Source organism: Pseudomonas sp. CBZ-4 (genome assembly GCF_000346755.1).
Taxonomy (GTDB): Bacteria; Pseudomonadota; Gammaproteobacteria; order Pseudomonadales; family Pseudomonadaceae; genus Aquipseudomonas.
In genome coordinates this window covers 1-26,359 of record NZ_ANNV01000178.1, presented here as the reverse complement: position 1 = coordinate 26,359, position 26,359 = coordinate 1, and the positions used below count along the sequence as shown (strand labels likewise).

Sequence of the window (26,359 nt, the reverse complement as noted above, 5' to 3'; positions counted from 1 at the left end):
TCACGAGACTTGCCTAGTTCACGTCCAGGTAAATCAGGACCACTCCTACGAGCAATTACCTACCAGTCGTAGGTCAGGCTCGACACCGCCGTACGCCCTTCGCCGTAGTAGCAATCCAGGTCACTGGTGCACTGCGACACGTAGGTTTTGTTGGTGAGGTTCTGCACGTTCAGCGCCAGTTTCACGCCCTTGAGTTTCAGCGGCGAGCGGCTCAGGTCGTAGCTCAGGCTGGCGTCGTAGACGCTGTACGACGGCACACTGAAGGCGCCTGCGTAGTAGTCGCCCAGGCTTTGCCGCGCGTAGCGCACGCCCAGGCCTGCGCCGAGGCCGGCCAGCGGGGTGTCGCCGACCACGGTGTAATTGACCCACATCGACGCGGTGAGCGGCGAGATGCCGGCCGGGTGGCGACCTTGGCGGCCCTCTTCGTCCTTGGTGTACTTGATGTCGTTGCGCGCGGCCGAGGCGATGATGTCCCAGGCATCGCTGAGGACGGCCTTGGCTTCCAGCTCCACGCCGCGTGAACGCATGGCGCCGCTCTGGGTGCTGAAGGTGTCGTTGGGGTTGGTGGTGATCACGTTTTCCTGGTCGAGCTGGTAGACCGACGCTTGCACGAAGCTCTTCTGGCCGGGCGGCTGATACTTCACGCCGACTTCATATTGCTTGCCGGTAGACGGATCGAACGGCTTGCGATCGACATCGGTGCCCGTCAGCGGCAGGAACGACTCGGAGTAGCTGACAAACGGCGCCAGGCCATTATCAAACAGGTACACCAGGCCCGCGCGGCCGGTGAAGGCTTCGTCCTTGCTGGCGAAGCGGGTGCCCTGCATCGGCTCCTTGTTGACCACACTGGCCCAGTCATAACGACCGCCGAGCACCAGCGCCCATTTGTCCCATTTGATCTGGTCCTGCACGTACAGGCCGGTCTGGCTCAGGGTGCGGTCCCAGCGGTATGGCTGGCGATAGTCGATACGCTGGCCGTAGACCGGCTTGAACAGGTCGATCACTGGCGCGGTGCGGTCGTACAGGCCGTGGAACAACGAGCCCGAGTGGTAGTAATCCAGGCCGAAAATCATCGTATGGGCCAGCGCACCGGTGTCGAATTCCGCCTGGGCGATGCTGTCCACGCCAAACACTTTGTTGTTCTGCGCCCAGTCCACTGCGTAGCGTTGCAGGTAGCGTTGGTCCTGCACGCCGGTGGCCGGGTTGGCGACGAAGGCGTAGCCGTGCAACGGCGCGGTGTAGCGGTCGTCAACCTCGGCGTAGCGCGCGTTTTGCTTGAGGGTCCAGGTGTCGTTGAGACGATGGGAAACCTCGTAGCCCAGCACGTACTGCTCGCGGTTGTACTGGTTGGAATCAGGCTCGCCGATAAACAGGTCGCGCTTGATCTTGCCGTTGGGGTTGGCCCACAACGTGCCGGACGCCGGCAAGCCTTGGGCTTCGGGCACGCCTTTGTCTTTCTGGTACTGGGCGAACAAGGTCACGCTGGTGTCGTCGTTGGGCCGCCAGGTGAAGCTGGGGGCGATGAACTGGCGCTTGTTTTCGACGTAGTTGATCTCGTCCTGGCCGTCGTTGGCCAGGGCGGTCAGGCGATAGAGAAACTGCCCTTGCTCATCCAGCGGGCCGCTGAGGTCGATGGCCGCGCTTTTGTGCTCGTAGGTGCCGGCTTCCAGTACTACCTGATGCACCGGGGTTTCGCTGGGGCGCTTGCTGACCATGTTGACGATGCCGCCCGGCTGGTTCTGCCCGTACAGCACCGAGGCCGGGCCTTTGAGCACTTCGATGCGCTCCAGCGAGTAGGGCTCGATCTGCAGCGCGCCGCCCGTGCTGCCGCCGCCGTAGGGCAGGTGCAAACCATCGAGGTACAGCGGCGTCGGCGAGAAGCCGCGCGAGGTCGGTTCATCGAACAATTTGACCCGGTCGGCAAAGCCGCCCGCCGCCATGCCAGGCGTGTAGAGCAACGCCTGGGTCACGCTCTGCGCACCGCGCGCCTTGATCTCGGCGGCGGTGATCACGTTGATGGTCTGGGGGATTTCCACCAGCGCCGAGTCGGTCTTGCTCCCCGAGGCGCTGCGGGTGGCGACGATGCCATCCACCGGGCCCCAGGCGTTTTCCTGCGCTTGCTCGCCGCTGATCTGCGTCGCGCCCAATTGCAACGGGCCGCCACCGGCAATCGCCTGCAACGACCAACCGCCCTGGGACTGCATCGCCACCAAGCCACTGCCGGCCAGCAACCGCTCCAAGCCGGCAGCCACCGCGTAACGCCCTTGCAGACCGGCGCTGCGCTTGCCTTCGGTGAGCGAGGCGTCCACCGAGAGCAATATCCCCGAGGCGCTGGCGAAGCGGTTCAACGCCTGGTCGAGGTTGCCCGCCGGGATGTTGTAGGCGCGCTGTGTTTCGGCGCTTTCGGCGGCTTGCACCAGGCTCGGCGCCAGAGGCACCGCAGCGAGCAGGCCGACAAACACGCCACGGCGCAGGGCGCGGGCCAAGGGTTGGATCTGGTGGTGCGGCATTGCAGGACTCCCCGTGAGATCGCTTCTTGATTGGCTTTCAAGAGGTATCCCGAGCGGGCCGCAGAAACCGACAAGTGCTTTGCAAAAATTTTTTTTCAGACCCGTGCCTTGATCGTCACCCAGTAGCGCGTGACCGCCTGCACCTGCACCGGCAACGAGCGCTCCAGCGCGGCGAGGATGGCGTCCGTGTCGTCCAGCGGAAACACGCCAGTCAGCAACAGCCCGGCCACCGCCTGATCACAGCGCAGCAGCCCGGGACGATAGCGGCTCAGTTGCGCGACAAACTCACCCAGCGGCTGGCGCTCGGCGATCAGGCGATGCTCGGTCCAACTGCTGCCGTTTGCATCCACCGCCGTCAGCGCCGAACTTTGCCGGGGGTTGAACCACAGGCTGTCACCCGCCTTCATCTGCACCGCCGCGCCGTGCAGCGGGGTCACGCGCAGGCGGCCTTCGTACAGGTCGACGCGGCTGCCGTCGGCCAGTTCGCGCACGGCAAAACGGGTGCCCAGCGCCTGCACATCACCGGCCGGGGTTTCGACGATCAACGGGCGTGATGGGTCGTGGCCGCTGGTCAGCAGGATTTCGCCGCGGATCAGGCGGATGCGCCGCTCGCTGGCGCTGAAGCGCAGGTCCACCGCGCTGTCGCTGTTGAGGTCCAGGCGCGTGCCGTCGCTGAGGGTGAAGTGGCGGATTTCGCCGGTGGCGGTGCGATGCTCGGCAAACGCCACTTGCCAGGGTTCGCTGCGCTGTACCAGGTAGCTGCTGCCACCGGCCAGCAACAGCAGGCCGAGCAGTTTGAGGGCGGCGCGGCGCTGGGTGTCCGGGGTGTCGCGCAACACCGCGCGGGCGCTGTCGGCGGGCACGCCGCCGAGGGTTTGTTGCAGGTGCTGCAAGCGTTGCCAGGCGCGGCGGTGTTCCGGGTCGGCGGCCTGCCACTGGGCAAACGCCTGGCGTTGCTCAACCTGCAGGTCGCCGCCCCATTGCAGCATCAGCCATTCGCTGGCTTGCTCGACCACGGCCGGGGCGATGGGTGCGTCGTGTCTCATTCGGCGTAGGCCACTTGGTAGCAGGCGACGATGGCGCGGGTCATGTACTTCTGCACCGAGCTGAGGCTGACGCCCAGGCGTTCGGCGATCTGCGCGTAGCTCAGGCCTTCGAACTGCGACAGCAGGAAGGCACGGCGCACGTTGTCGGGCATGCGGTCGAGCATGGCGTCGATCTGCATCAGGGTTTCGAGGATCAGCGCGCGGGTTTCCAGGGACGGCGACTCCGGTTCTGGCAGGTGCGCGATGCTTTCCAGGTAGGCGCGCTCGATGCGCAGGCGCCGCCACTGGTCGATCACCAGGTTGCGGGCGATCTGCACCAGGTAGCTGCGGCTTTCCTTGTCTCCGGGAAAACGCCCCGATACCAGCAGGCGCAGGAACGTGTCCTGGGCCACGTCGGCGGCGTGCTCACGGTCGCCCAGGCGTTTGCGCAACCAGCCTTGCAGCCAACCGTGATGGTCGCGGTACAGGAGGTGAAGCTGTTGCTGGCCGTCAGTCGCGCTGTCCATGAAAAAGCTCAGATACACTATTGAGAGCAATTATCATTACAGTTTATTTCGCGACTGACAAAAACTCTTTGTACTTACCGCGCGGCGGTGTGCAGCGGATACACCGATTCCCAGCCGCCGCCCAACGCTTTGTACAAGCCAACCATGGCCAGGGACACGCCGGTGGAGCTTTCCACCCACTGCTCTTGCGTGGCCAGCAGCGCGCCTTGCACGGTGAGGACGTTGACGAAGTCCACCACGCCTTCGACGTACTGATGTTGCGCCGTGACCAGGGCGATCTGGTTCTGCCGCACCGCTTCGGCGAGGCTGTCGCGGCGCAGTTGGCTGGCGTTGTAGCGGGTCAGTTGGTCGTCGATCTCATGCCAGGCGCGCAGCACGGTTTGCTGGTACGCCAGCGCCGCTTCCTGTTGCTGGGCTTCGCGCAGGTTAAGCATGCCTTCGAGGCGCCCGCCATTGAACAGCGGCAGGCTGAACTGCGGGCCGAAGGCAAACGCGCGGGAACCCCACGAGCCGAAATCCGCCAATTGCAGGGCCTGGGAACCCAGGCTGCCGGACAAGGTGATGCGCGGGTAGAAATCGCCCTTGGCCACGCCGATATTCGCGGTGGCCGCGTGCAAGCGCGCTTCGGCCTGACGGATATCCGGCCGCCGTTCGGCCAGCTCCGACGGCAGGCCTATCGCAACCTGACGCTGGGTTTGCGGCACGGCGGCGTCCTGGGACAGCTGCGCGTGCAGCGCTTGCGGTGGCTCGCCCATCAGCAGGCTCAGGGCGTTGATCAACTGGTCCTGGCGCTGCTGCAAATCCGGCAGGCGCGCTTCGATGGTGGCGACTTGAGCGGCGGCTTCGGCCACGTCCAGGTCGGTCGCCACGCCGTCGGCCAAACGCAGTTGCGAGAGCTTGAGGCTGTGGCGCGCCACGTCGAGGTTTTGCTCGGTGACCGCGCGGGTGTTTTGCACGCCGCGCAGTTGGATGTAGTCCTGGGCGGTTTCAGCGAGCACCGCGAGCAGCACCGCGCGACGGTCGTTTTCGGCGACTTGCAAGGTGGCGTCGGCGGCTTCGGTTTCCCGTTTGACGCGGCCCCAGAAATCCAGCTCCCAGGACGCCGAGAAGCCCGCATCCCACTGGTTGAATGCGGCGCGGCCGTTCTCGCCGGACGGGTCGCTCAAGCCTTTGCCGCTGTTGCGTTTGCGCTGGTAAGCGCCTGTCGCATCGACGTTGGGATAACGCTCGGCGGTGGTCACCTGGCGCACCGCGCGGCTTTGTTGCAGGCGGCTGCTGGCAAGTTTCAGGTCGAGGTTGTCGGTGAGCGCGCGGCGGGTCAGGGCCGAGAGTTGCGCGTCGTGGAACACGTCCCACCAACGCTCTTGCAACGGATCGCTGACGGCGCGACTGGCGGCTTGGCGGCCTTGGGGTGCGCTCCATTGCGTCACTGCCGCGCTTTGCGGCTTGTGGAAATCCGGGCCGACGGTGCAGGCGCTCAGGCTGATCAGGCTCAAGGTGAGCCAGACGACTCGTTTCATTGCTGGGCCACCTCACGCTGCTGCGCCACCGGTTGCGTATCGACGCTGGCTTCCACCGACATGCCGACGCGCAGGCGTTCGGTCAGCGCCTGGCCCGGCTCTAGCACGATCTTCACCGGAATGCGCTGCACCACCTTGGTGAAGTTGCCGGTGGCGTTGTCCGGCTTGACCGCCGCGAACGTCACCCCGGTCGCCGGCGCGAGGCTTTCCAGATGGCCGTTGAGCAGCTCGCCATCGAGGCTATCGACACGCACCTGCACGGCTTGGCCGGCGTGCATATGGGAGAGCTGGGTTTCCTGGAAGTTGGCCACCACGTAGGCCTCGGCCAACGGCACTACGGCGAGGATCTTGCTGCCCGGCGTCACATAGGCGCCGACGCGCACCGCACGCTCGCCGACCATGCCATCCACCGGCGCGACGATGCGCGTGTACGACAGTTGATAGCTGGCCATTTCCAGCGCGGCCTGGGCCCTTTTGAGCCCGCCTTCGGCGGCGTCGCGCTGGGCGCTGAGGATTTCCACTTGCTTGCGTTCGGCCGCGAGCACCGCCGTGGCGTTGGCCAGGCGCGCGGTGGCCTGGTCGATGCGGGTCTTGGCCTGCTGGGCATTCTGCACGGTGCCCGCGCCGACACCGGCGAGGTGGTTGTAGCGGTTCAGTTCGTGTTCGGCAAAGGCCATTTCGGCGCGGTCGGCGGCGACGGTGGCCTGGGCCTGGGCGATCACCGAGCTTTGGCGCTCCAGGGTGGCGCTGGCGTTTTTCAGTTGAGCGCGGGCGACCAGGGTATCGGCGTCGGCGGCCTGGGCGGCGGCGCGAAAGTCGCGGTCGTCGATCAGCGCCAGCAATTGCCCGGCCTTGACGCGCTGGTTGTCTTCCACCAGCACTTCCTTGATAAAGCCGGCCACACGCGGCGCCACCAGGGTGAAGTCGGCGGCGACGAAGGCGTCGTTGGTGGTCTGGCGCTTGCTGCCGAGCACGCCCGGTGCGACCAGGTATACCAGCACGCCGACGGCAAATATGGCGATAACGGAGACGGCAATTTTGTCTTTGCGTTTCATGAACAGTCCTTTAATCAAGTCGGTGCGCGGGGCGGAAAGATCCGCGTGGGCATCCAGAAAATCAGCAGGATCAACGCCACCGCGACCGCGGCCATGACGTAATACAGATCCGAAGAAGTCAGCACCACGGCCTGCTCGTGCAGGCGGTGCGCCAGGCCCGGCGCGTCGCCGTCGGCCAGGGGCGAGTTGCCCAGGCGGTCCACCAACATGGTCGAGTGGAAGTGCAGGCGCTGGGTGGTCAGCGTGTCGATCACGCCGGTGGCGATCACGGCGGCGAGGCCTTTGACGGTGTTGAACCAGGCCGAGGCGAACGGCCCGTCCATCGGTTGGATGCTGCCGGTAGAGAGCATCAGCAACGGCAACACCGCCATCGGTTGCCCGAAGATTTGCAGCAGGTACAGGCCGTAGAAGTCGTCGCGAATCCACGCCGACGTGAGATGGGCGCTGCCGACGCAGCACAGCACCAGCATGCCCAGGCCGATGCCCAGTACCCAACGGCAATCGACCCAGCGCAGGTTGCACAGCGCCGCCACCAGCGGCAGTGCGATCAATTGCGGCAGCGCCATCAGCAACATCACCGGCGCTGTTTGCAGCGGGCGATAACCTTGCACCTGGGCGAGAAAACTCGACGGGATGATGATCACCGAGGTCAGCACCATCAACACCCCGGCCAGCACGATCAGGGCGAACGCCAGGTTGCGCAGGCCGAGCATTTGCAGCTTGAAGAACGGCATCGGGTGCGACCATTCATTGATCATGAACAGCACCAGCAACAGCGTGCCGCCGCTGAGCAGGAAGGTGATCAGGCCCGACTCGAACCAGTCCAGGCGATTGCCTTGGAGGATGCCGATCACCAGCATGCAGATCGCCGGGAACCCCAGCAGCAGGCCGCGCCAGTTGAACTGCTTGAAACGCTCCAGGCGCAGCGGGTCTTGCGGCAGACCGTAGGCCACGGCGGCCATCGCCAACAGGCACGGCGCGACGATCTGCCAGAACGCCCATTGCCAGCCGACGTATTCGGTCCACAACGCCGCCAACGGCGTGCCGAGGCTCGGCCCGAAGGTGGCGGTGAGCGCGTAGCCGGCCAGGCCGTAGAGCTTGACGTTGGCCGGCAGGAAACGCAGTGCCACGGTCATCAGCATCGGCGGCAGCGCGCCACCCGCCAGGCCTTGCACGGTGCGCAGCAGCAACAGGCTTTCGTAGTTCGGCGCGAACGGGCACAGGATACCCAGCACGGTGAACAGGCCGATGGCGCACAGGGTGAAGCGGCGCAGGGAAAACGTCACCGAACACCAGGGCGCAAACGCCATGGCCGCGACGGAGGTGGCGGTGTAGGCCGCGACCAGCCAGGTGCCTTCGTCGAAGCCGATGTACAGCGCGCCACGGATGTCAGCAAGGGCGACCTTGGTGACCATCTCGTTGAGGCCGGACACCAGCACCGCCAGCAACACGCCGACCAGGCCGATGATGATGCGCGGGCCGAACACGGGCGGGGTGATGGCAACGGGTTTGGCTGCGGCCTGGAGTGCGGGGGCAGCGAGGGAAGTCATGAACGGGTAGCTCGGAATGGTAAATACCCGAGCAGTTTAATCAGGCTAATCCATGACAAAAAGTTACATGTCGGCAGCTTATAAGTGCACCAAACGCAACTATCAAATCCAACGCGAGTTCCTGTGGGAGCTGGCTTGCCTGCGATAGCGGTGGGTCAGGCACAGTTGTGTCAGCTGGCAGACCGCTATCGCAGGCAAGCCAGCTCCCACATTTTGAACCGCGTTCACTTTAGGTGGGTTGGGCTTCGAGCCAGGTGGCGTGGCAGCTTTCGCGCATGGTCTCGCGCAGCCACTTGTGGGCCGGGTCCTTGTCGAAGCGCGGGTGCCAGGATTGCGCCAACACCAGCGTCGGCAGGGAGATCGGCAAGGCAAATGCGCGCAGTGGCAACTTGAGGCGATTGGCGCTGTAGAGCGCTTCCTTGGGCACCGGCAGGATCAGGTCGGAGTCGGGCAGCATGAACATCGCACCGTGGAACCCCGGCGCGATCATCGCCACGCGGCGCTCCAGGCCCTGGGCGTTCAGCGCGGTATCAATCGGCCCACGGGCAATGCCGCGCCGCGAGATGCTGATGTGGGAATAGCTGGCAAAGCGCGCGGCGGTGATGTCTTCGTCGAACAGCGGGTGGTCTTCCCGCGCCAGGCCGACAAAGGTCGTGGAGAACAGGTTCTGCACCTTCACTTCGGGGCTCGCGGGCTGGGTGTTGCTCACCCGCAGGTCCAGGCGCCCTTCGCGCAGCGCTTCGTCGTCGGTGTCGCCTTCGGGCACGAAGCACAGCTCACACAGCGGCGCCATGCGTTCCATGGTGTCGAACAGGCGGCCACCGTACACGCCGATAAAGAAGTCATTGGCGCGCACGCTGAAACGACGGCGCAAGGTGCTCAGGTCCACCTGGTCCGCCGAACGAAACACCAGCGCAGCCTGCTCCACCACGTTGCGCACCTGCGCCTGCAGCTGCAACGCCTTGGGCGTCGGCACCAGGCCGCGACCGGCGCGCACCAGGATCGGATCGCCCACCGCTTCGCGAATGCGCGTGAGGGTACGGCTCATGGCCGCCGGGCTGAGGTTCATGCGGCGCGCGGCGCCGACGACGCTGCCCTCGTCGAGCAAGGCGTCGAGGGCGACCAGCAGGTTCATGTCCGGTAGTTGCATGCCAAGCACTCGTGATCTGTAGGGAGTGAACTCGGCGCAATCGTAACAGGTGATTAGCGCTGCATGCCCCAACGCTTCACGGTGAGGCGCTCGAAGGTGTCAAACACCAGGTTCTCCACCAGCAGGCCGATCAGGATCACCACCGCCAGCCCGGCAAACACCTTGTCGGTGTACAGCTCATTGCGGTTCTGGAAGATGTACCAACCCAGGCCGCCCTTGCCGCTGGTGGCGCCAAACACCAACTCGGCGGCGATCAGGGTGCGCCAGGCAAAGGCCCAGCCAATCTTGAGGCCGGCGAGGATCGACGGCAGCGCGGCCGGGATCAGGATGAACAGTACGAAGCGCATGCCCTTGAGGCCGTAGTTGCGCCCGGCCATGCGCAGGGTTTCGGACACGCCGAGAAACCCCGAATAGGTGTTCAGCGCCAGCGCCCACAGCACCGAATGCACCAGCACGAAGATCAGGCTGTTCTGGCCCAGGCCAAACCACAGCAGCGCCAGCGGCAGCAGGGCAATCGCCGGCAGCGGGTTGAACATCGAGGTCAGGGTGCTGAGCAGGTCGCGGCCCACCTGGGTCGAGACCGCCAGGGTGGTCAGGGCAAATGCCAGCACGATGCCGATCAGGTAGCCCTTGAGCAGCACCACCAGCGAGATGCTCACCTTGCTCAGCAACTCGCCGCTGAGCAGGCCGTCGTAGAGCGCAGCGCTGGTCTGCAGGAAGCTCGGTAGCAGCAGGTCGTTGTTCTGGTAGCGCGCGACGGCTTCCCAGAGGATCGCCAGCACGATCAGGATCAAGCCCTTGCGCAGCCAGCCTTGTTGCCACAGGCGTTGGCGCAGGGGCAGCTCGCGTTCCACGGGGACGCTGAGCAGGGGTTCTAGGGTGATTTCGTATTCCTGGCGCATGGAGTGTCCCCTTAATACGCGATGCGGATATCGGCAAAACCCAGCTCAGGTTCCACGTCGTTGGCTTCATCGAACAGCAAGCGATGAATTCGCCGCGCCGAGTGCTGGAACTCCACACCGCCGAGGCTGTGCAGGTCGTATTGATGGCTGTGGATTTCCGCGCGCACACGCCCCGGATGGGGCGACAGCAACAGGATGCGGTTGCCCACCACCAGCGCTTCTTCGATGGAGTGCGTGACGAACAGCAGGGCGAAGCGCACTTCTTCCCAGAGCAGCAGCAACTCTTCCTGCATCTTGCGTCGGGTCAGGGCATCGAGGGCAGCGAAGGGCTCGTCCATCAGCAGGATTTTCGGCTGCATGGCCAGCGCGCGGGCAATCGCCACGCGGGCTTTCATGCCGCCGGAAAGGGTGTGCGGGTAAGCATCGGCAAAGGCGCTGAGACCAACCTTGTCGAGATAGTGCAGCGCGCGTTCTTCGGCTTCGCGACGCTTCAAGGTTTTGGACGCCAGCAGCGGGAACATGACGTTCTGCTTGACGGTTTTCCACGGCGGCAATTGGTCGAATTCCTGGAACACGACGATGCGGTCCGGGCCCGGTTGCTCGACCTTTTGCCCGAGCAGGCGGATCTCGCCTTCGCAGGGTTTGATAAACCCGGCGATGGCCTTGAGCAAGGTGGATTTACCGCAACCCGAAGGGCCGAGCAGCACGTAGCGGTCGGCCGGGTCGATCTCGAAACTGACCTGGTGGGTGGCCCGCACCACGCGTTCGGGGGTGCGGTATTCCAGGCTGACGTTATCCACCGCCAGCAACGGGGCGGCGGTGTGCAGGTTGCTGGCCGCGTGGCCTTGCAAGGGCGCGTTCATCTCAACTTCCTTGCAGCGGCTTGGCGTCCTGGAAGAAGTAGTCCTTCCACGATTCAGGCTTGTTCTTGATCGCGCCGACGCGGTAGAGGAATTCGGCCAGCGGGTAGGTGTTTTTCGGCGTGATGCTGAACTCGAACTGCGGGTTGTCGATGATTTTCAGCAGCTCGGCGCGGTCGATCTTGGCCTTGGTCACGCGGATGTAGGTGTCGGCGGCGGCGCCTTTATCGTTCTGCGCGAACTGCGCGGCTTCGGTCAGGGCGTCGATGAAGGCCTTGTAGGTTTTCGGGTTGTCGTTGCGGAATTTCTCGGTGGCGAACAGCACGGTCGGCGAGTTCGGACCGAACAGGTCGTAGGTGTTCAACACCACGTGCACGTTGGGGTTGGCCAGGGCCTGATCCTGGAACGGCGGGTTGGAGAAGTGCCCGGTCAACTCGGTGCCGCCGGCGATCAATGCCGCCGTGGCGTCGGGGTGCGGGACGGCGACGGTGTACTTGTCGAGGCGGTTGAATTCCTTGTCGCCCCACTGCTTGGCGGCGGCGTATTGCAGGAAGCGCGACTGTACCGACACGCCCACTGCGGGTACGGCGATGCGGTCTTGCTCGGTGAAATCGGCGATGGTCTTGACCTTCGGATTGTTGCTCACCAGGTAGTAAGGGAAGTTACCGAGGGAGGCGACCGCCTTGACGTTCTGCTTGCCGTGGGTGCGGTCCCAGATGGTCAGCAGCGGGCCGGTGCCGGCGCCGGCAATGTCGATGGAGCCGGACAGCAACGCGTCGTTGACCGCTGCACCACCGGACAGTTGGGTCCAGTCCACCTTGATGTCGATGCCTTCCTGCTTGCCGTATTTCTCGATGAGGTTCTGGTCGCGCACCATGTTAAGCAGCAGGTAGACGATGCCGAACTGCTCGGCGATGCGGATCTCGCCTTCGGCCTGCGCGGCCGTCGGCGCCACAAGGCTGCCGGCCAACAGGCTGACACTCAGGCCGACAGTCGCGGCCAGTCGTGCGAATGGAATGCTCTTGGACATGGTCATGCTCCGAATCAGAAAGGCGCGTCGCCCTGGATAGTGGTGCGAAAGAGTTTGCGGCGCAGGTGGCTGGGGCAACCGGCGGCCAGGTGGATCAGTGAGCGGTTGTCCCAGAACACCAGGTCGTGGGGCTGCCATTGGTGGCGGTAGATGTTGTGCGGCAGCACGCTGTGGGCGTAGAGCTGGGCCAGCAGGTCGCGGCTTTCGTCCTCCGGCAGGCCGACGATGCGGGTGGTGAAACCTTCGCTGACGAACAGCGCCTGGCGGCCGTTTTCCGGGTGGGTGCGCACGATGGGGTGCACCACTTCGGCGACCTGGGCCAGTTGCTCGGGGGTCAACGTCGGTCGCCAGTTGCCTTCGAATTTGGTCTCGCTGTAACGCGCCGTGTAGGAATGCGCGGCGCTGCGGCCTTCGACGGCCTTGCGCAGGTGCTCGGGGAGCTGGTCCCAGGCTTTGTGCATGTCGGCGAACAAGGTGTCGCCGCCTTCGGCAGGCAACTCCTGGGCGTGCAGCATCGAGCCCAGGCTCGGCAGTTCTTTATAGGACAGGTCCGAATGCCAGAACTTGCCCGCGTCCCCCAGGCCGATGGATTGGCCGTTTTCGACGATGTTGGAGACGATCAGGATTTCCGGGTGGTTGGCCAGCAGGAACTGCTTGAGGACATGGATCTGCAACACGCCGAAACGGCGACTGAAGGCGATCTGTTGTTCGGGGGTGATGCGTTGGTCGCGGAACACCACCACATGGTGATCCAAGTGCGCGCGGTGGATGCGCGCGAAATCCTCGTCGTTGACCGGTCGGGCCAGGTCCAGGCCAATGATCTCGGCGCCGACACTGCCGGGCAGCGGGCGAATCTCAAAGCGTTGGGCGGTAGAAGTCGCTGTTGGAACAGTAGAGGTGGCGGACATGAGGTCACTCCCGGTCAGACAGGGAACTGACTTTATAGATATAAGAACATCATTTTAAATACCATTAGTGAATATACATATACGGGAATGCACCGAAGCAACCCATGCCGTACGGCGGTTAAGGAATAAACAGGGGCGACGGAGCGTTCAGTTCATAGCAATATGACGCAGGCGTGTAAGACGCTGCAAAAGCGTGCTGTGGGCGCCTGAAGCCCAATGTTTAGCCGCTTACAAGCCGCAAATCTTGCGCGTTTGACAAGCCGTTTGGCAGTCTCTAGTGTTCTTTGGATCCAATTGACGCCACCCATTCTAATAAGGAGGACTGTGTAGTCGTGACGCAGAAGCCGAACCCCTTGAGCAGCATCAGAATCAGCGGGCCTATTCCCGCCCACCTTGCACGCTCCGTGATCGAAGAGACCTTGCGCAATGCGATCCTCGATGGTCGATTGCCGTGTGGCACGGCCATGCGCCAGCAAGAGCTGGCCAGCCTGTTCGGGGTCAGCCGCATGCCGGTGCGCGAGGCCTTGCGTCAGCTCGAGGCTCAATCGTTGCTGCACGTGGTGACCCATAAAGGCGCCGTCGTTGCCCCCTTGATCGAAGACAATTCGGCGGAGACCTACGCCCTGCGCATGCTGCTGGAATCCGAGGCGCTGCGCCTGTCGATTCCGTTGCTCACCGAAGCCGACATCGCCGAGGCGGATGCCTGCATCAGTGCCCTGGAGCGGGAAAAGGATTACTCCGAGATGGGCCGCCTCAATCGCCTGTTCCACATGGCGCTGTATGGCAAGGCTCCCAACCAGCGGCTGCTGACCCTGGTTGAACACGGTTTGAACGAGGAAGAACGCTTCCTGCGCTTCAACCTTGAAGCGATGGGTCTGGGCGAGACGTCACAGGAGGACCACCGTGAACTGCTGAGCCTGGTGACGCAGAAGAAAGTCGATGAAAGCGTGCTGACGCTGCGCAATCACCTGACGCGCGGCATGGAGGTGATCACCACCTACCTGAACAGTCTGGATGCTGCCGACAGGAAAGATGCACGCTAGTGCACTTCGGGCATTGCGGGGTAACCGGCCAATCCAGGAAACCCCGCGCGATTATAAAACCACTCGATTAAATAAACCTGCACACGCCAGGGAAACTTCTCACTTACAAACTTACAAGTTACGCACACAGTAACTTTTCGAAAAAACATCTAATACATTCATAAGCTCATCCAAACGTTTAATCAGCTTATTATCTTTTCAATAAACCCAATACTTCAATCGACTGCGCAAGCCCGTGCATTTGCAGGCGCTGCGCGCATTCTGTTTAAGTATTATCGATCCCACTTCAACTGCAAAAGCCATTACGACTGTCAGAGCAGTCGCTGCAACCCATAGGCATCAACCATGTACCCACTTCTGTTAGAACAAAAAAAGTCACGGATGTGCACTCATCCGTTATTTACCGAAATCAATTCACTGGGCAAGTTACAAGTGTTTATGCAAAGCCATGTGTTTGCCGTCTGGGACTTCATGACCCTCACCAAGCGCCTGCAACAAGACCTGACATGCACACAGCTGCCCTGGCTCCCACCAACCAATCCCGAGGCCGCTCGGCTGATCAATGAAATCGTGCTCAGCGAAGAGTCGGACGAGCACCTGGAGCGCGGTCATTGCAGTCATTTCGAGCTGTACCGGGACGCCATGGCAGAAGTCGGCGCCAGCACCGTCGCCATCGACACCTTCATTGCACTGCAACGCCAAGGTGTGAAGGCCACTGCTGCGCTGCAACAGATTGACGTCTTGCCGGGGGTGGTGCGCTTTGTCGCCAAGACCCTGGATATCGCGCTGCACGCGCCAACGCACTGCGTGGCAGCGGCCTTCCTGCACGGTCGGGAGAGTGTTGTCCCCGCCATGTTCGAACGCTTGCTCAAGGGCTGCGAAATCATCCATCGCCAAGCCCCCACCCTGAGCCATTACCTCAATCGCCACATCCAACTGGACAGCCAGGACCACGGGCCAGGCGCCCAGCGCTTGTTGCAATGCCTCACCGGCACAGACCCCGAACGCCAGCAGCAAACCGCCGACACCGCCCTCGCGGCCGTGGACAGTCGCATCGCGCTCTGGGACGACGTGCGCGCCGCTTTGCAGAAGGTGCGCCCATGAATATCAGTGACTACCACGGCGTGGCCGAAGACTGGGAGCGCCGCGCCACCGTCCGCACACGCCCGCGCCGCTTGCTGGAAGACGACGACAAGTTGATCTATCCCCTGTCGCGCCAACCGCTGGCGCTCAGCGCGACGTTTCTCGAACAGTGCCCGCAATGGCGCGACTTCGTGTTGTTGCAGAGCTTCTACAAATTCATCAACGACGTGGTGATCTTCGAGACCGAGATCGTCGACAAGACCGCACGCAGCATTGCCAAGAACCGCTTCTCGCTGCCCTTCCCTGCCACCGTCAGATACGCCGCGATGACCGTGGTGGTGGACGAGGACTATCACGCGCTGGTCGCGCTGGACTTCCTGCAACAGACCGTGGCCATGACCGGTATCCCACCGCTCGACCTGCCGCACCAGATCGAACTGAGCCGCGCCCTGCCGCTCGCGCTGGCACAGACTCCAAAGCACTTGCGCGACGCCGTGGAGCTGATCGGCGTGGCCATTGCTGAAAATACCGTCACCCACGATGTGGCGGCGTTCGCCAAGGACCACAGCGTCAAGGCATCCGTGCGCGGCTTGATGGCGGATCACCTGTGTGACGAAGGGCGCCACGCGCAGTTCTGGACGCACCTGGTGCGGCACTATTGGCAAGCGGCAAGCGCGGATGACCGCGACGCCATCGCCCATGTCCTGCCCACATTCCTGGCGCACTACCTGACCAATGACCTGCAAAAAAGCTTTGACCTGCAATTGATCGAACACCTGGACGCCAGCCCGGCTGTGCGCCACACACTGAGGAATGAAATCGAGGCGCTGGTGTTCCCCATCACCCGCCAACACCCCCTGCTCGGCAACATCATGGGCTTCCTGAACCGCAGCGGGTTGCTACAGACGCCCAGCGTGGCACAGGCGCTGGGGGATTTTCTGCCCGTCACCGGGAGTAGGTCATGAGGCGCCTGCGCATTGGCTGGGTCGGTACCAGCAAAGCCCTGCAGGCCGTGCGGCAGTGGGTCGAGCAATACGGTCACGGGGCTGTGCATGAGTTGGCCGATCTGCTTGTCGAAGATGCCAGCCTGCCGCTACCGGCCCACCTGGCCCAAGTGCCCAGGATCAGCCTGCGCCTGGGGGTTGGCCCGCTGACCGAACACGGCCTGCCCGCCTTGCAACTGCGCGCTTATGACCATCGCCAACGGCTGCTGGCCACTCTTGAAGCGCCCGAGGAAGCGAGCGGCAACGGCCAGCGCTTGCGTCAGCGGGCGACCGACACACTGGCGCAATGGGTGGCCGTGCACGTCAGCGGCTTCGCCCGTGACCCAGGCTATTCGCCCAAGGAGGCCTGCGCCAACACGTGGCCTGAACAGGGCTTGCTGGGCCTGGATGCCGTGGCATTCCTGCATCGGTTCAATCGCACCGCTGACCCGGACCTGCTGCTAGCCGCCCAAGTGCCCGTGATCGAACGCTTGCAGGCCAGCCTTCAGACCTTCGCCGAGCGGCCGGCGTTGAACATCGCGGGCGAGGTGCTGACCTATCGGCAATTGCACACTCAGGCGCTGGCGATCCAACAACAACTGCGACCGCTGCTGGGCAACCTTGCGACGCCCGCAGTGGTGGGCGTGTGCCTGGAGAAGTCCGCCGCGCTGTACGCCAGCCTGCTTGCCCTGCTGGGCTGCGGCGCGGTGTACCTGCCGCTGGCGCCAGAGCATCCACCGCAACGTCAGCTCGCGCTGCTGGAAAGCGCCGGGGCCCGCGTGTTGCTCGACAATGGCCGGCACCCGTTGCGCGAGCATTTTGTTGCGCTGGATGTCAGCACCCTCGATAAACCGGCCGCCGCGCCAGCGTTGCTGCAACACCGACCCAGCCTGGAGGCACCGTGCATGGTGCTGTTCACCTCAGGCACCACTGGCCGGCCCAAGGGCATCAAGCTCAGCCAAGGCAACCTCGCGCATTTCACTGCGTGGTTCGCCCGCCGCATGGCTCTGAGTGAAGACAGTCGCGTGCTGCAATTCGCCTCGCTGGGGTTCGATGCTTCGCTGATGGATATTTTCCCCAGCCTGGTCACCGGCGCGCAGTTGATCGTGCCCAGCGAGGCGCAACGGCGCGACCCACAGCAATTGGTCGCACTGATCCGCCAGCAGCGCATCACTCACGGATTTCTGCCGCCGGCGCTGCTCAGTATCCTGCCGCCGGGCCCGCCCTTGGGCCTGCAGCACTTGCTGACTGGCGGCGAAGTCTGCGAGCCCCATGTCATCGAGCGGCTGGCGGGCCAGTGCCACCTGCACAACCTCTACGGCCCCACCGAAGCCACCGTGCTGGTCACCCATCGCCGTCTGCAACCGGGCGACAGCAATTGCAGCCTGGGCCATCCCATCGCCAACAGCCAGGTGCTGATCCTCGACGACGACCTGCAACCGGTGGACGAACAGGTGATGGGGGAGCTGTTCATCGTCGGCCCGGGGGTGAGCCTGGGGTATGTGGACGCAGTGCAATCGCTGGACAACCCGTTCGTGACCTTGTCACTGCCCGACGGCCAGACCTTGCAGGCGTATCGCAGCGGGGACATGGCGCAGTGGAAAAGCGACGGTATCGTGCTGGGTGGCCGCCGCGACGGGCAGGTGAAGATTCGCGGGTTTCGGGTTGAGCCGCAGGAAGTGGAGCAGTGCCTGCGCGACAGTCGGTTGTTCTGCCAGGTGGCCGTGGTGGTGGGGCCCGCGTACAGAATCCATGCCGTGGTCGCCCAGCCAGAACCCGGCGCCACGCTGACGGCGCTCAGTTTGTATGCACGGCAGCAGCTGCCGGACTACATGCAGCCTGGCGTGTGGGCCGAGTTGCCGAGCCTGCCCTACACAAGCAGCGGCAAGGTCGATCGCCAGGCGCTGCTGGATTTGTCGGCTCGACCGATACCGAGTGCCAGCGACCAGCCGGTGCAAACACCGCTTGAAGCGCAGCTGGCAGGCCTGTGGAGCGAGTTGTTGCAAGTGCCCGTGGCCGAGTTGTCTATCGACGACAGCTTCTTCAACCTCGGCGGCCACTCCATCCTGCTCTCGACGCTGCTGCTGCGAATCCGCGAGCGGTTTGGCCGCAGCCTTGCGTTGAACCGGTTCTTCGAAGCCCCGACGATTCGTACGCTCGCGTCACTGATGGCGGATGGCGTGCCCTCTACCGCGCCGTGCTCCCAAGCGATTCGCGATGCCGAGCGAGCCCTGTCGGTGCAGATACTGGCCGCGGACCGCGCGGGCGACCCGCGCAAGGTCATCGTGACGGGCGCCAATAGTTTTATCGGCGTGCATATCGTCGAGGCGTTGCTGGCCGGTGGGGCCACGCAGATCGCGTGCCTGGTGCGCGAGTCACCCGGTCATTCGTCGCAGGAGCGCTTTGCCCAGGCATTGTGCGAGTTCCATCTGGAACACCTGGACCTGAGCCGGGTGCAGGTGTACGCCGCCGATATCAGCCAGCCCCGCTTGGGCCTGGGCGACGAGGTGTATGAGCGCCTCGCGGAGGACTTCGGCGTGCTGGTGCACAACGCGGCACGGGTCAACCATGTGCTGGACTATGCCACGCTGGCCAGGGACAACGTCGATCCGGTGCTGGAATGCCTGCGCCTGTGTGAAACCCGCTGCAAGAAGGTCTTCAACTTTATCTCGACGCTGTCGGCATGCAGCAGCATCGACGCCGAAGGGCACGTCCTTGAAGCACCTGCCGCCAGTAGCCTGCCGCTCTACATCAAGAACGGTTACAACCTGTCCAAATGGGTCGCTGAGCGGCTGGTCGGGCGCGCGGTGGAACAAGGCGCCTGGGTGAACATCCTGCGTCCGGGCAATATCAGCTTCAACAGCCGCAGCGGGGTCTGCCAGCCGCAGAAGAACCGTCTGATGCTGATGCTCAAGGGCTCGTTGCAATTGGGTCTGGTGCCAAACCTGGAGCTGAACCACGACCTGATGCCAGTGGACTTCTTCGCAGGGTTTATCGCATTCCATGCCGGCCAGTTTGAAACCGGGCGAAACGTATTCAACCTGCACAACCCGCAGCCTTTGAGTTGGAGCGACTACCTCGATGCGTTCAGCCGGGCCGGTTACCGCTTCGAGCGAGTCAGCGTGGCCCGCTGGCAGCGCGCGCTGCAAACGGTAGGCCGCGACAACGCGCTGTTTGGCGTGCTGGGCTTTTACCTGGAAGGGCTGGGTGAAGACATCGGCGATACCGCCATGATCCATCACGACAACGCACGCCGGGGCGTGGGGAAAATGCACATGCACTACCCCGAAAAAAGTCCGGCGTTGTTACGCCAAGGCTGCGACTACCTACAGGCCATAGGCTTTATCTGAACTGCGTCAGGACATTTCCATGAAACCGCTGCAACCCGATACATTGATCCGCAACCCCGTCGCCGCCCCCGTGGTGGCCTCGGTGCTGGTCGCCTGCGACGCCGCTCGACTCTGGGGCCTGGTGGGGCAGTTCGCCGGCTTTGCCGCATTCATCCCGGCCCTGTCGCATATCGAGATGACGGGCGATGGCGTAGGCGCGTTGCGCACGAAGTTTTTCCGCGATGGCCATTGCGTCGTCGAACAACTCAACAGCCGGGACGAGTGCGCCATGTGCATGACCTGGACGACCCTCTACAACACCTTGGGAATCGCCAGGCTATGGGCGTCGATGCAGGTGCAAGCCCAGGGCGGGACATACGCCAGGGCCACCTGGACCATTGTTGCCGAGCCGGTAGAAACGGCGCAGGCGGGGTTTGAACAGTTCATGCAGGCGTTTGCCGACAGTGCCCTGGACAACGTGCAGCGGATGCTCGACTGAGCGGCAGGAGCGAGAACACTCGCTCCTGCGCACGTCGTCAGATCTTGAAGCTGTCGACCAGTTGCTTCAGGCGACTGGCCTGCTGGGACAACGCGTCGCAATCCTTCAACGTTTCGTTGAGGTTGGTCACGCCTTGCTGGTTCAGCAGGTTGATCTGGTTGATATCCACGTTGAGGGTTTCCACCACGGCGGTCTGCTCCTCGGTCGCGGCGGCAACCGATTGGTTCATGCCGTCGATCTCGACGATCCGCTGCGTCACGCTGATCAGGCGCTCACCGGCCTGGTTCGCCACTTCGACGCTTTCTTCGCTGGAGACCTGGCTGGCGTTCATGGTGGTCACCGCCTCACGCGAGCCCACTTGCAGCGAAGTGATCATCTTATGGATCTATTCGGCCGACTCCTGGGTACGGTGCGCGAGGTTGCGCACCTCATCGGCCACCACGGCAAACCCACGCCCGGCTTCACCGGCACGGGCCGCTTCGATCGCGGCATTGAGCGCGAGCAGGTTGGTCTGCTGGGAGATGCCTTTGATCACATCAAGAATGTGGCCGATGTTGTCGGTGCTGGCATTCAGGGTTTCGATCTGCGTGCAGGACAGGCTGATTTTTTGCGAGAGCTCGGACATCGCCAGGATGGTTTGCTCTACCACTTTGCGCCCATCGTCGGCCTGTTCGCTGGCACCGCTGGCGTGCTGGGAAGCATCGGCGGCGTTGCGCGCGATTTCCTGGGTGGCAGCCCCCAGTTCGTTGATCGCCGCCGCCACGCTGTTGGTGCGCGCGCTTTGCTCGTCGGAACCGATGATCGAGGCGTTGGACGAGGCCATCACGCGCTGGGACAGGTCATGCACCTGGCGTGTGGCCGACGACACTTCGGAGATGGAGGCGTGGATACGCTCGACGAACTGGTTGAACGCACTGCCAACCTCACCGAACTCATCTTTGCTGGTCACGGCCAGGCGGCGGGTCAGGTCGCCCTCGCCCTGGGCGATGTCTTGCATGGCCACGCCCATGGTGGTCAGCGGACGCAGCAGCACTTGGATCAGCAGGCTCAAGAGCACGGCGATCGCGACCACGGCAATCAGCATGGCAATCAACGCAGAGGTGCGGAATTTACCCAGTGGTGCGTAGGCTTTGTCTTTGTCGATCGACAGACCGATGTACCAATCGGCACCCGGCAAACCGCTGATCGGGGTAAACGACAGGATGCGGTCCTGGCCGTTGAGGACCACGTCCTGGTTGAGCTTCTCGATGCGCAGTTGGGCACCTGGGTAGATGTCCTTGAGGTTTTTCATCACCTGGTCCTGGTCCGGGCTGACGATCACCTGACCGTCACCGCTGACCAGGAACGCATGGCCGATGCCGCCGAAGTCCACCGAGTTGATGATCTTCACCAGGGTTTGCAGGCTCAGGTCACCGCCGACCACGCCGAGCAGTTCACCGTTTTTCTTCACCGGCATGGCGATGGTCACGATCTGCCCACCCACGGCGGCCATGTACGGCGGCGTCAACATGGGTTTGCCGGCAGCCACGGCCTGCTTGTACCAGGGACGCTGGCGAGGGTCATAGTCGTCGGGCATCTTGGCGTCAGGGCGCTGGGTGAATACGCCGTTGGTTTGGCCAACATAGGTGAACTGGAAGTTCGAGGTGAACGCCGGCTGATCGACCAGCCCTGGAAGGTCCGCAGCGCTGCCTTGATGCGCGACGTTTTGCGCGAGGTTCTCGAGGACCAGGATTCGCCCGCTGAGCCAGTTCTGCACACTGCTGGCGGTGAGCTCACCGGATTGCTGGATGGATGACTCCAGGTTCTGCTTGATAGTGCTGCGCTGAAGGTAGTCGTTGTACAGCGTGAATAACGCGAAGGCTAGAACCACGACGCCTGACGCGGCCAACAGAATTTTATGACTGAACTTGAGATTCATTTCATCGACTTCTTTTGCCAAAGGGGGGTTAGCGTGCCGAACGGAGCATGGAACCGACCGCTCTATTTCGGTGCACGCATGGCTCATCAGGCTTTCGGCCAAGCTTGGGCAAAACTTAAGAAATTGTGGGATCTATCCGATTTTTACGTAGGAAACCGACCAGCGGTTGTCGTACAAGGATCAGAGTTGCAAATTTTTACAGCCTCCCAAACAATGCGACTAATTATCATTTGTGACGTTTGGCCAGGTCTGTGTGAATGCCATCTTCTGAGTACATCCCGCATGAGAGCGTTGTACAGACGCTTTACCTCACCCATCACAACTGGCTGAACACATGGCTGCGCAGCCGCCTGGGCAACGCCTGCGATGCCGCAGACCTGGCGCAAGACACCTTTGTGCGCCTGCTACAGAAGACCGAACGCTTTGAGCTCAAGGCGCCTCGCGCGTTTTTGCGCACCATCGCCCGGGGCCTGGTGATTGACCACTGGCGCCGCGAGGAAATCGAACGGGCTTACCTGGAGTCCATCGCCCACCTACCCGAAGCATTGGCGCCCAGCGCTGAATCCCGTGCGCTGGTGCTGGAGTTGCTCGAAGAAATTTCCCGACTGCTTGATGGGCTGAAGCCCAAGGTGCGTAAGGCATTTCTTTTGGCTCAGTGCGACGGGCTGGCGTACAAGCAGATCGCGCAGCAGATGGGTGTATCGCTGCGATCGGTCGAGCGTTACGTCGCCGAGGCGCTCTACCACTGTTATGTCCTGCGTTATGAGACATGACGTCCGTGGATAACGCGGTTCGCTTCGGCCCCAGCCCCGAGGTGGTCAAGCAGGCTATCCACTGGGCACTGCGCTTGCGCAACAACCGCACCAATCTGCGCCTGCACGCGCAATGTGAACACTGGCGAGCAGCCCACGGCGACCACGAACTGGCCTGGCAGCGGGTGCAGGCGTTGCAGCAGGAGTTGAACAGCCAGCTGGCGACAATTCCTGGCGCACACAGGGCGCTGGAAAACAGCGCGCAGGGCCTGGGCCGCAGGCAAGCATTGAAGATGCTGTCTGGCGTGCTGCTAGTAGGCACGGCGGCGTGGCTCAGCCGGGATGTCACGGGTTGGCAGCGTTGGACCGCGGATCTCGCTACCGGCACTGGCGAGCGTCGCAGCGTGCAGTTGCCGGATGGCACGCGTGTGCAACTCAATACCGACAGTGCAGTGGACCTGGACTTCAACGCACAGCAGCGAATGATCACGCTGCTGCGTGGGGAAATCCTGGTGACGTGCGGCGCTGCGTCTTCGGCGCCCTTGTTGGTGCAGACACGCCATGGTTTGTTCGAAGGCATCGACGGACGCTTCGCTGTGCACCAAGCCAATGACTGCACGCGGTTGAGTGTGGTCAGCGGCAATGTGGCCATCCACTCACCGCATCAGGCGAATGGGCTTTCGACGCAGGTTCATGCCGGAGAAAGCTATCTGGTGCGTCAGACGGGTGCCCTCCTCGCCCCGCCGTTGGATATGGACATCGGCGCTTGGGCGGACGGGTTGATCGTGACGCGGGATATGCGTTTGGCCGACTTTGTTGCGGAAGTCGGGCGTTATCGTCATGGCTACCTGGGCTGCTCGGCTGATATCGCCGAGTTACGGTTATCGGGGGTTTTTCGCCTGGAGGACACCGATAAGCTACTGGCGATCCTGCCACAGACACTGCCGGTTCAATTGCGTTATCGCAGCCGTTGGTGGGTGAACCTGGAGCGATCGGCCTGAGATTGTTTGGCGGTTTTTTTCCGTGAGTCCGGCTTAGACAGTAAGCCTTCAATCTGCCTTCACGGATCCTTACCATGACTGTGTGTTTTCCCCGTAACTCGTCCTACCCATTATTGAGCAAAGCCGTGCGTGCGGCGCTGCTGTCGACGGCGGTGGGTATTAGCGCGGTGCCGCTGGCCGCCATGGCTGCGCAAGCGGGAGTCGAGCAGATCCAGCAACGCTACGAGATCTCTGCCGGCCCGCTGGGCGCGGTGCTCAACCAGTTTGCGCGGCAGGCAGGGATCACTCTGTCCAGCACGCCTGCGCACACCCAGGGCCGTCAATCTTCCGGCCTACACGGCGAGTATTCCATCGAGCAGGGTTTGAATCGCTTGCTCAGCGGCTCAGGGTTGCAGGCTGTTTCCGCAGATGGCGTGAGCTTTGTACTGCAGAAGGCGCCAGAAGATAGCGCGCTGACCTTACCGACCACTGATATCAAAGGCTTTGCTCTGGGTAATGCGTTGGGCAGCATGGAAGGCTACAACGCGACTCACAGCCAGATTGCGACCAAGACCAGCACGGCCTTGCTGGAGACCTCACAAAGCGTCTCGGTAGTCACCCGCGAGCAGATGGACGACCAAGGCTCCCAGACCGTTGCTCAGGCCATGCGTTACACGCCGGGTGTGCTGACCAACCCCTATGGCGCGACGCATCGCTACGACTATGTGGCGATGCGTGGTTTCAACGACGGTTCTGTGGATAACATCTACCTGGACGGGCTCAAATCCATGGGGGATAGCGGCACCTACAGCACGATGCAGGTTGATCCGTATTTCCTCGAGCGGGTGGATATTCTCAAAGGACCGTCTTCGGTGCTGTATGGCCGCAGTTCGCCTGGCGGGCTGGTGGCGTTGACCAGCAAGAAGCCCTTGTTCGAACCTTATCATCAGGTTCAGGCGACGCTGGGCAGTAACGGGCAACGGGGCATGGGTTTTGACTTCAGCGGGCCTGTAGATGACGACAAGCGTATTGCCTACCGGCTGACGGGGTTGGCGGATAAGTCCGACACCCAATTTGACCATGCCAAGGAAAAGCGCTTCGCTTTGGCGCCGACTGTCAGCATCGACTTTACCGAGGACACCTCGCTGACCCTGCAAGCGTATCTGCAACATGATCCTGACGGCGGCTATCACGGCGGCATGCCAGCGGACGGCGCGCTGCATCAGCGCAATGGCCAGCGAATCTCCAGCCATTTTTTCGAGGGTGAGCCTGGGGTCGATGGTTACAAGCGTGATCAACAGTCGTTTGGTTATTAATTCGAACATCGCTTCAACGATGTCTTCACGGCGAGACAGAACTTTCGCTACCTGGACTCCAAGGTGCGGCTGGATCAGGTGTATGCCTATGGCTGGACCAGCCCGACCAGCAGCGAGCTGAATCGCTACTACTCCGGGGGTGATGAGAAGCTGCATGCCTTCATCATCGACAACATGCTGCAAGCTGAGTTTTTTACCGGGGCGACCAAACACACGGTGCTGATGGGTGCGGATTATCAGCGACGTAAAACGGTGGTGGACTGGAACAGTGGGTCGTTGCAGCCGATCAACGCGTTCAACCCGGTGTATGGCAATTCGGCGATCAGCTATTACAGCCCGACCAGCTACTTGCGGCGGTTGGAGCAGACCGGGGTCTATCTGCAAGACCTGATCGAAATGGATAAATGGCGGTTTTCCCTCGGGCTGCGTCAGGACTGGGTCGAAACGTCCGATGAAAATCGGATTGCTGAAGCGAACCGGCCAGCAGGCACCGAGATCAGTGATAAACGCACCAAGCTGACTGGGCGTGCCGGTGCGTTGTATCTATTTGATAACGGCTTGGCGCCCTACGTGAGCTATTCAGAATCCTTCAACCCCAACTCCTATTCGGACAGCGCAGGTAACCCGCTGGCACCTACCGATGGGACGCAATGGGAAGTGGGGTTGAAGTATCAGCCGCCAGGTACTGACAATCTGTTTACCGCATCGTGGTTTCGCATTGATCAGGAGAACCTGGCGACCAAACTGCCGCAGGAGAACTTCTATCGCGCTGTAGGTGCCGTTCGCTCCCAGGGGCTTGAGCTGGAAGCGCATATGCAGCTGACGGATAACCTGAAGATTTTGGGCAGCTATACGTTCACCGATATTGCGTATTCCAAGTCGATGGTGAGCACCTTGAGCACGGCCGACAATCTGATCGAGAACAAGGGCAACTCGCCGACGCAGGCGCCTCGTCATATGGCATCGGTATGGGCGGATTACAAATTCAATAGCGGTGCGTTAGACGGTTTACGGCTTGGCGGCGGGGTGCGGTATGTGGGCTATAGCTGGGCGGATGCGGAGAATACGATGAAAGTCCCGGCCTATACGTTGCTTGATGCTTCGGTGGGCTATGACTTGGGCAAGGTTGGGTTGAAGGGTGTGGATGTGCGGATGAATGCCAACAACCTGACCAATGAGACGTATGTTGCGTCCTGTGCCAGCCTGAACTTCTGCTACCTGGGGGAGGAACGTAATGTGAGCGCAACGGTGAGTTATCAGTTCTGATCAGCTAGCGATCGAACCAGGCCAGCGCCTGTGATTCGGCGCTGGCTTTTTTGTGCCTGTTAAACGACAAAACCCCTGTCTGCGCTAGCAGACAGGGGTTTCGGAATTCAATCTTGACGATGACCTACTCTCACATGGGGAAACCCCACACTA

19 protein-coding genes and 3 pseudogenes are annotated in these 26,359 nt (G+C 62.4%); 8 read left to right on the top strand and 14 right to left on the bottom strand.

Annotation, left to right across the window (positions count from 1 at the left end; all coding sequences use genetic code 11):
• Positions 1 to 59: 59 nt before the first annotated feature.
• The 11 genes from B348_RS0128625 to B348_RS0128575 all read right to left on the bottom strand — a co-directional run bounded on the left by B348_RS0128625 (position 60) and on the right by B348_RS0128575 (position 13,037).
• Positions 60 to 2,510, bottom strand: coding sequence for a TonB-dependent siderophore receptor (locus tag B348_RS0128625; protein WP_017739458.1), 2,451 nt, complete (start codon positions 2,508 to 2,510; stop codon positions 60 to 62).
• Between the two features lie 95 nt (positions 2,511 to 2,605).
• Positions 2,606 to 3,556, bottom strand: coding sequence for a FecR domain-containing protein (locus tag B348_RS0128620; protein WP_026137143.1), 951 nt, complete (start codon positions 3,554 to 3,556; stop codon positions 2,606 to 2,608).
• A complete protein-coding gene (locus tag B348_RS0128615; protein ID WP_017739456.1) occupies positions 3,553 to 4,062 on the bottom strand; it encodes a sigma-70 family RNA polymerase sigma factor in 510 nt (169 codons plus the stop codon). The genes B348_RS0128620 and B348_RS0128615 overlap by 4 nt, the downstream gene beginning before the upstream one ends.
• Before the next feature lie 74 nt (positions 4,063 to 4,136).
• Entirely contained in the window at positions 4,137 to 5,582 is a 1,446-nt protein-coding gene (locus B348_RS0128610; protein WP_017739455.1) for an efflux transporter outer membrane subunit, read from the bottom strand.
• On the bottom strand, positions 5,579 to 6,637 hold the full coding sequence (locus B348_RS0128605) for an HlyD family secretion protein (RefSeq protein ID WP_017739454.1): 1,059 nt from the start codon (positions 6,635 to 6,637) through the stop codon (positions 5,579 to 5,581). Before B348_RS0128605 ends, B348_RS0128610 begins: the two co-directional genes overlap by 4 nt.
• 14 nt (positions 6,638 to 6,651) lie before the next feature.
• A complete protein-coding gene (locus tag B348_RS0128600; protein ID WP_017739453.1) occupies positions 6,652 to 8,187 on the bottom strand; it encodes an MFS transporter in 1,536 nt (511 codons plus the stop codon).
• 229 nt (positions 8,188 to 8,416) lie between these two features.
• Positions 8,417 to 9,337, bottom strand: a complete 921-nt coding sequence (locus B348_RS0128595; protein ID WP_026137142.1) for a LysR family transcriptional regulator — start codon at positions 9,335 to 9,337, stop codon at positions 8,417 to 8,419.
• A 53-nt stretch (positions 9,338 to 9,390) separates the two neighbouring features.
• Entirely contained in the window at positions 9,391 to 10,239 is an 849-nt protein-coding gene (locus tag B348_RS0128590; RefSeq protein ID WP_017739451.1) for an ABC transporter permease, read from the bottom strand.
• Positions 10,240 to 10,250: 11 nt separating this feature from the next.
• Entirely contained in the window at positions 10,251 to 11,102 is an 852-nt protein-coding gene (locus B348_RS0128585) for an ABC transporter ATP-binding protein (RefSeq protein WP_017739450.1), read from the bottom strand.
• 1 nt (position 11,103) lies between these two features.
• Entirely contained in the window at positions 11,104 to 12,129 is a 1,026-nt protein-coding gene (locus B348_RS0128580) for an ABC transporter substrate-binding protein (RefSeq protein ID WP_017739449.1), read from the bottom strand.
• 14 nt (positions 12,130 to 12,143) lie between these two features.
• On the bottom strand, positions 12,144 to 13,037 hold the full coding sequence (locus tag B348_RS0128575) for a TauD/TfdA family dioxygenase (RefSeq protein WP_017739448.1): 894 nt from the start codon (positions 13,035 to 13,037) through the stop codon (positions 12,144 to 12,146).
• Positions 13,038 to 13,369: 332 nt separating this feature from the next.
• On the opposite strand from B348_RS0128575, the gene B348_RS0128570 reads away from it, so the two are divergent.
• From B348_RS0128570 to B348_RS0128550, 5 genes are all read left to right on the top strand, one after another.
• The gene (locus B348_RS0128570) at positions 13,370 to 14,080 is read left to right on the top strand and encodes a GntR family transcriptional regulator (RefSeq protein WP_017739447.1); all 711 of its coding nucleotides are present in this window, start codon (positions 13,370 to 13,372) and stop codon (positions 14,078 to 14,080) included.
• Positions 14,081 to 14,425: 345 nt separating this feature from the next.
• The gene (locus tag B348_RS0128565) at positions 14,426 to 15,184 is read left to right on the top strand and encodes a DUF3050 domain-containing protein (protein WP_026137141.1); all 759 of its coding nucleotides are present in this window, start codon (positions 14,426 to 14,428) and stop codon (positions 15,182 to 15,184) included.
• The gene (locus B348_RS0128560; RefSeq protein WP_017739445.1) at positions 15,181 to 16,128 is read left to right on the top strand and encodes a diiron oxygenase; all 948 of its coding nucleotides are present in this window, start codon (positions 15,181 to 15,183) and stop codon (positions 16,126 to 16,128) included. The genes B348_RS0128565 and B348_RS0128560 overlap by 4 nt, the downstream gene beginning before the upstream one ends.
• Complete coding sequence (locus tag B348_RS0128555) at positions 16,125 to 19,496, top strand: amino acid adenylation domain-containing protein (protein ID WP_017739444.1); 3,372 nt, start codon at positions 16,125 to 16,127, stop codon at positions 19,494 to 19,496. Before B348_RS0128560 ends, B348_RS0128555 begins: the two co-directional genes overlap by 4 nt.
• A 19-nt stretch (positions 19,497 to 19,515) precedes the next feature.
• Positions 19,516 to 19,974, top strand: coding sequence for an SRPBCC family protein (locus B348_RS0128550; RefSeq protein WP_017739443.1), 459 nt, complete (start codon positions 19,516 to 19,518; stop codon positions 19,972 to 19,974).
• A gap of 37 nt (positions 19,975 to 20,011) precedes the next feature.
• On the opposite strand, the gene B348_RS1000000132335 is transcribed toward B348_RS0128550, so the two are convergent.
• The 3 genes and pseudogenes from B348_RS1000000132335 to B348_RS1000000132325 form a co-directional block, all read right to left on the bottom strand.
• Positions 20,012 to 20,350: a hypothetical protein gene (locus B348_RS1000000132335; RefSeq protein WP_017739442.1), complete on the bottom strand. Its 339-nt coding sequence runs from the start codon at positions 20,348 to 20,350 to the stop codon at positions 20,012 to 20,014.
• 26 nt (positions 20,351 to 20,376) lie between these two features.
• A pseudogene (locus B348_RS1000000132330) lies at positions 20,377 to 20,797 on the bottom strand (methyl-accepting chemotaxis protein); the annotation flags it as partial.
• 117 nt (positions 20,798 to 20,914) lie between these two features.
• A pseudogene (locus B348_RS1000000132325) lies at positions 20,915 to 21,892 on the bottom strand (cache domain-containing protein); the annotation flags it as partial.
• 257 nt (positions 21,893 to 22,149) lie between these two features.
• Between B348_RS1000000132325 and B348_RS0128540 the strand changes: the two are divergent.
• From B348_RS0128540 to B348_RS01000000130400, 3 genes and pseudogenes are all read left to right on the top strand, one after another.
• Positions 22,150 to 22,665 carry a sigma-70 family RNA polymerase sigma factor gene (locus B348_RS0128540; RefSeq protein WP_017739440.1) on the top strand — a complete coding sequence of 172 codons (516 nt, stop codon included), beginning with the start codon at positions 22,150 to 22,152 and terminating at the stop codon, positions 22,663 to 22,665.
• Positions 22,662 to 23,645, top strand: coding sequence for a FecR domain-containing protein (locus B348_RS0128535; protein WP_017739439.1), 984 nt, complete (start codon positions 22,662 to 22,664; stop codon positions 23,643 to 23,645). Before B348_RS0128540 ends, B348_RS0128535 begins: the two co-directional genes overlap by 4 nt.
• A gap of 74 nt (positions 23,646 to 23,719) precedes the next feature.
• A pseudogene (locus B348_RS01000000130400) lies at positions 23,720 to 26,206 on the top strand (TonB-dependent siderophore receptor).
• The last annotated feature ends 153 nt before the right edge of the window (positions 26,207 to 26,359 follow it).

Coding starts and splice junctions, on each gene's coding strand:
- B348_RS0128625 (WP_017739458.1), bottom strand. CDS start 2,510: ATGCCGCACCACCAGATCCAACCCTTGGCCCGCGCCCTGCGCCGTGGC.
- B348_RS0128620 (WP_026137143.1), bottom strand. CDS start 3,556: ATGAGACACGACGCACCCATCGCCCCGGCCGTGGTCGAGCAAGCCAGC.
- B348_RS0128615 (WP_017739456.1), bottom strand. CDS start 4,062: ATGGACAGCGCGACTGACGGCCAGCAACAGCTTCACCTCCTGTACCGC.
- B348_RS0128610 (WP_017739455.1), bottom strand. CDS start 5,582: ATGAAACGAGTCGTCTGGCTCACCTTGAGCCTGATCAGCCTGAGCGCC.
- B348_RS0128605 (WP_017739454.1), bottom strand. CDS start 6,637: ATGAAACGCAAAGACAAAATTGCCGTCTCCGTTATCGCCATATTTGCC.
- B348_RS0128600 (WP_017739453.1), bottom strand. CDS start 8,187: ATGACTTCCCTCGCTGCCCCCGCACTCCAGGCCGCAGCCAAACCCGTT.
- B348_RS0128595 (WP_026137142.1), bottom strand. CDS start 9,337: ATGCAACTACCGGACATGAACCTGCTGGTCGCCCTCGACGCCTTGCTC.
- B348_RS0128590 (WP_017739451.1), bottom strand. CDS start 10,239: ATGCGCCAGGAATACGAAATCACCCTAGAACCCCTGCTCAGCGTCCCC.
- B348_RS0128585 (WP_017739450.1), bottom strand. CDS start 11,102: ATGAACGCGCCCTTGCAAGGCCACGCGGCCAGCAACCTGCACACCGCC.
- B348_RS0128580 (WP_017739449.1), bottom strand. CDS start 12,129: ATGTCCAAGAGCATTCCATTCGCACGACTGGCCGCGACTGTCGGCCTG.
- B348_RS0128575 (WP_017739448.1), bottom strand. CDS start 13,037: ATGTCCGCCACCTCTACTGTTCCAACAGCGACTTCTACCGCCCAACGC.
- B348_RS0128565 (WP_026137141.1), top strand. CDS start 14,426: ATGTACCCACTTCTGTTAGAACAAAAAAAGTCACGGATGTGCACTCAT.
- B348_RS0128560 (WP_017739445.1), top strand. CDS start 15,181: ATGAATATCAGTGACTACCACGGCGTGGCCGAAGACTGGGAGCGCCGC.
- B348_RS0128555 (WP_017739444.1), top strand. CDS start 16,125: ATGAGGCGCCTGCGCATTGGCTGGGTCGGTACCAGCAAAGCCCTGCAG.
- B348_RS0128550 (WP_017739443.1), top strand. CDS start 19,516: ATGAAACCGCTGCAACCCGATACATTGATCCGCAACCCCGTCGCCGCC.
- B348_RS1000000132335 (WP_017739442.1), bottom strand. CDS start 20,350: ATGATCACTTCGCTGCAAGTGGGCTCGCGTGAGGCGGTGACCACCATG.
- B348_RS0128540 (WP_017739440.1), top strand. CDS start 22,150: ATGCCATCTTCTGAGTACATCCCGCATGAGAGCGTTGTACAGACGCTT.
- B348_RS0128535 (WP_017739439.1), top strand. CDS start 22,662: ATGACGTCCGTGGATAACGCGGTTCGCTTCGGCCCCAGCCCCGAGGTG.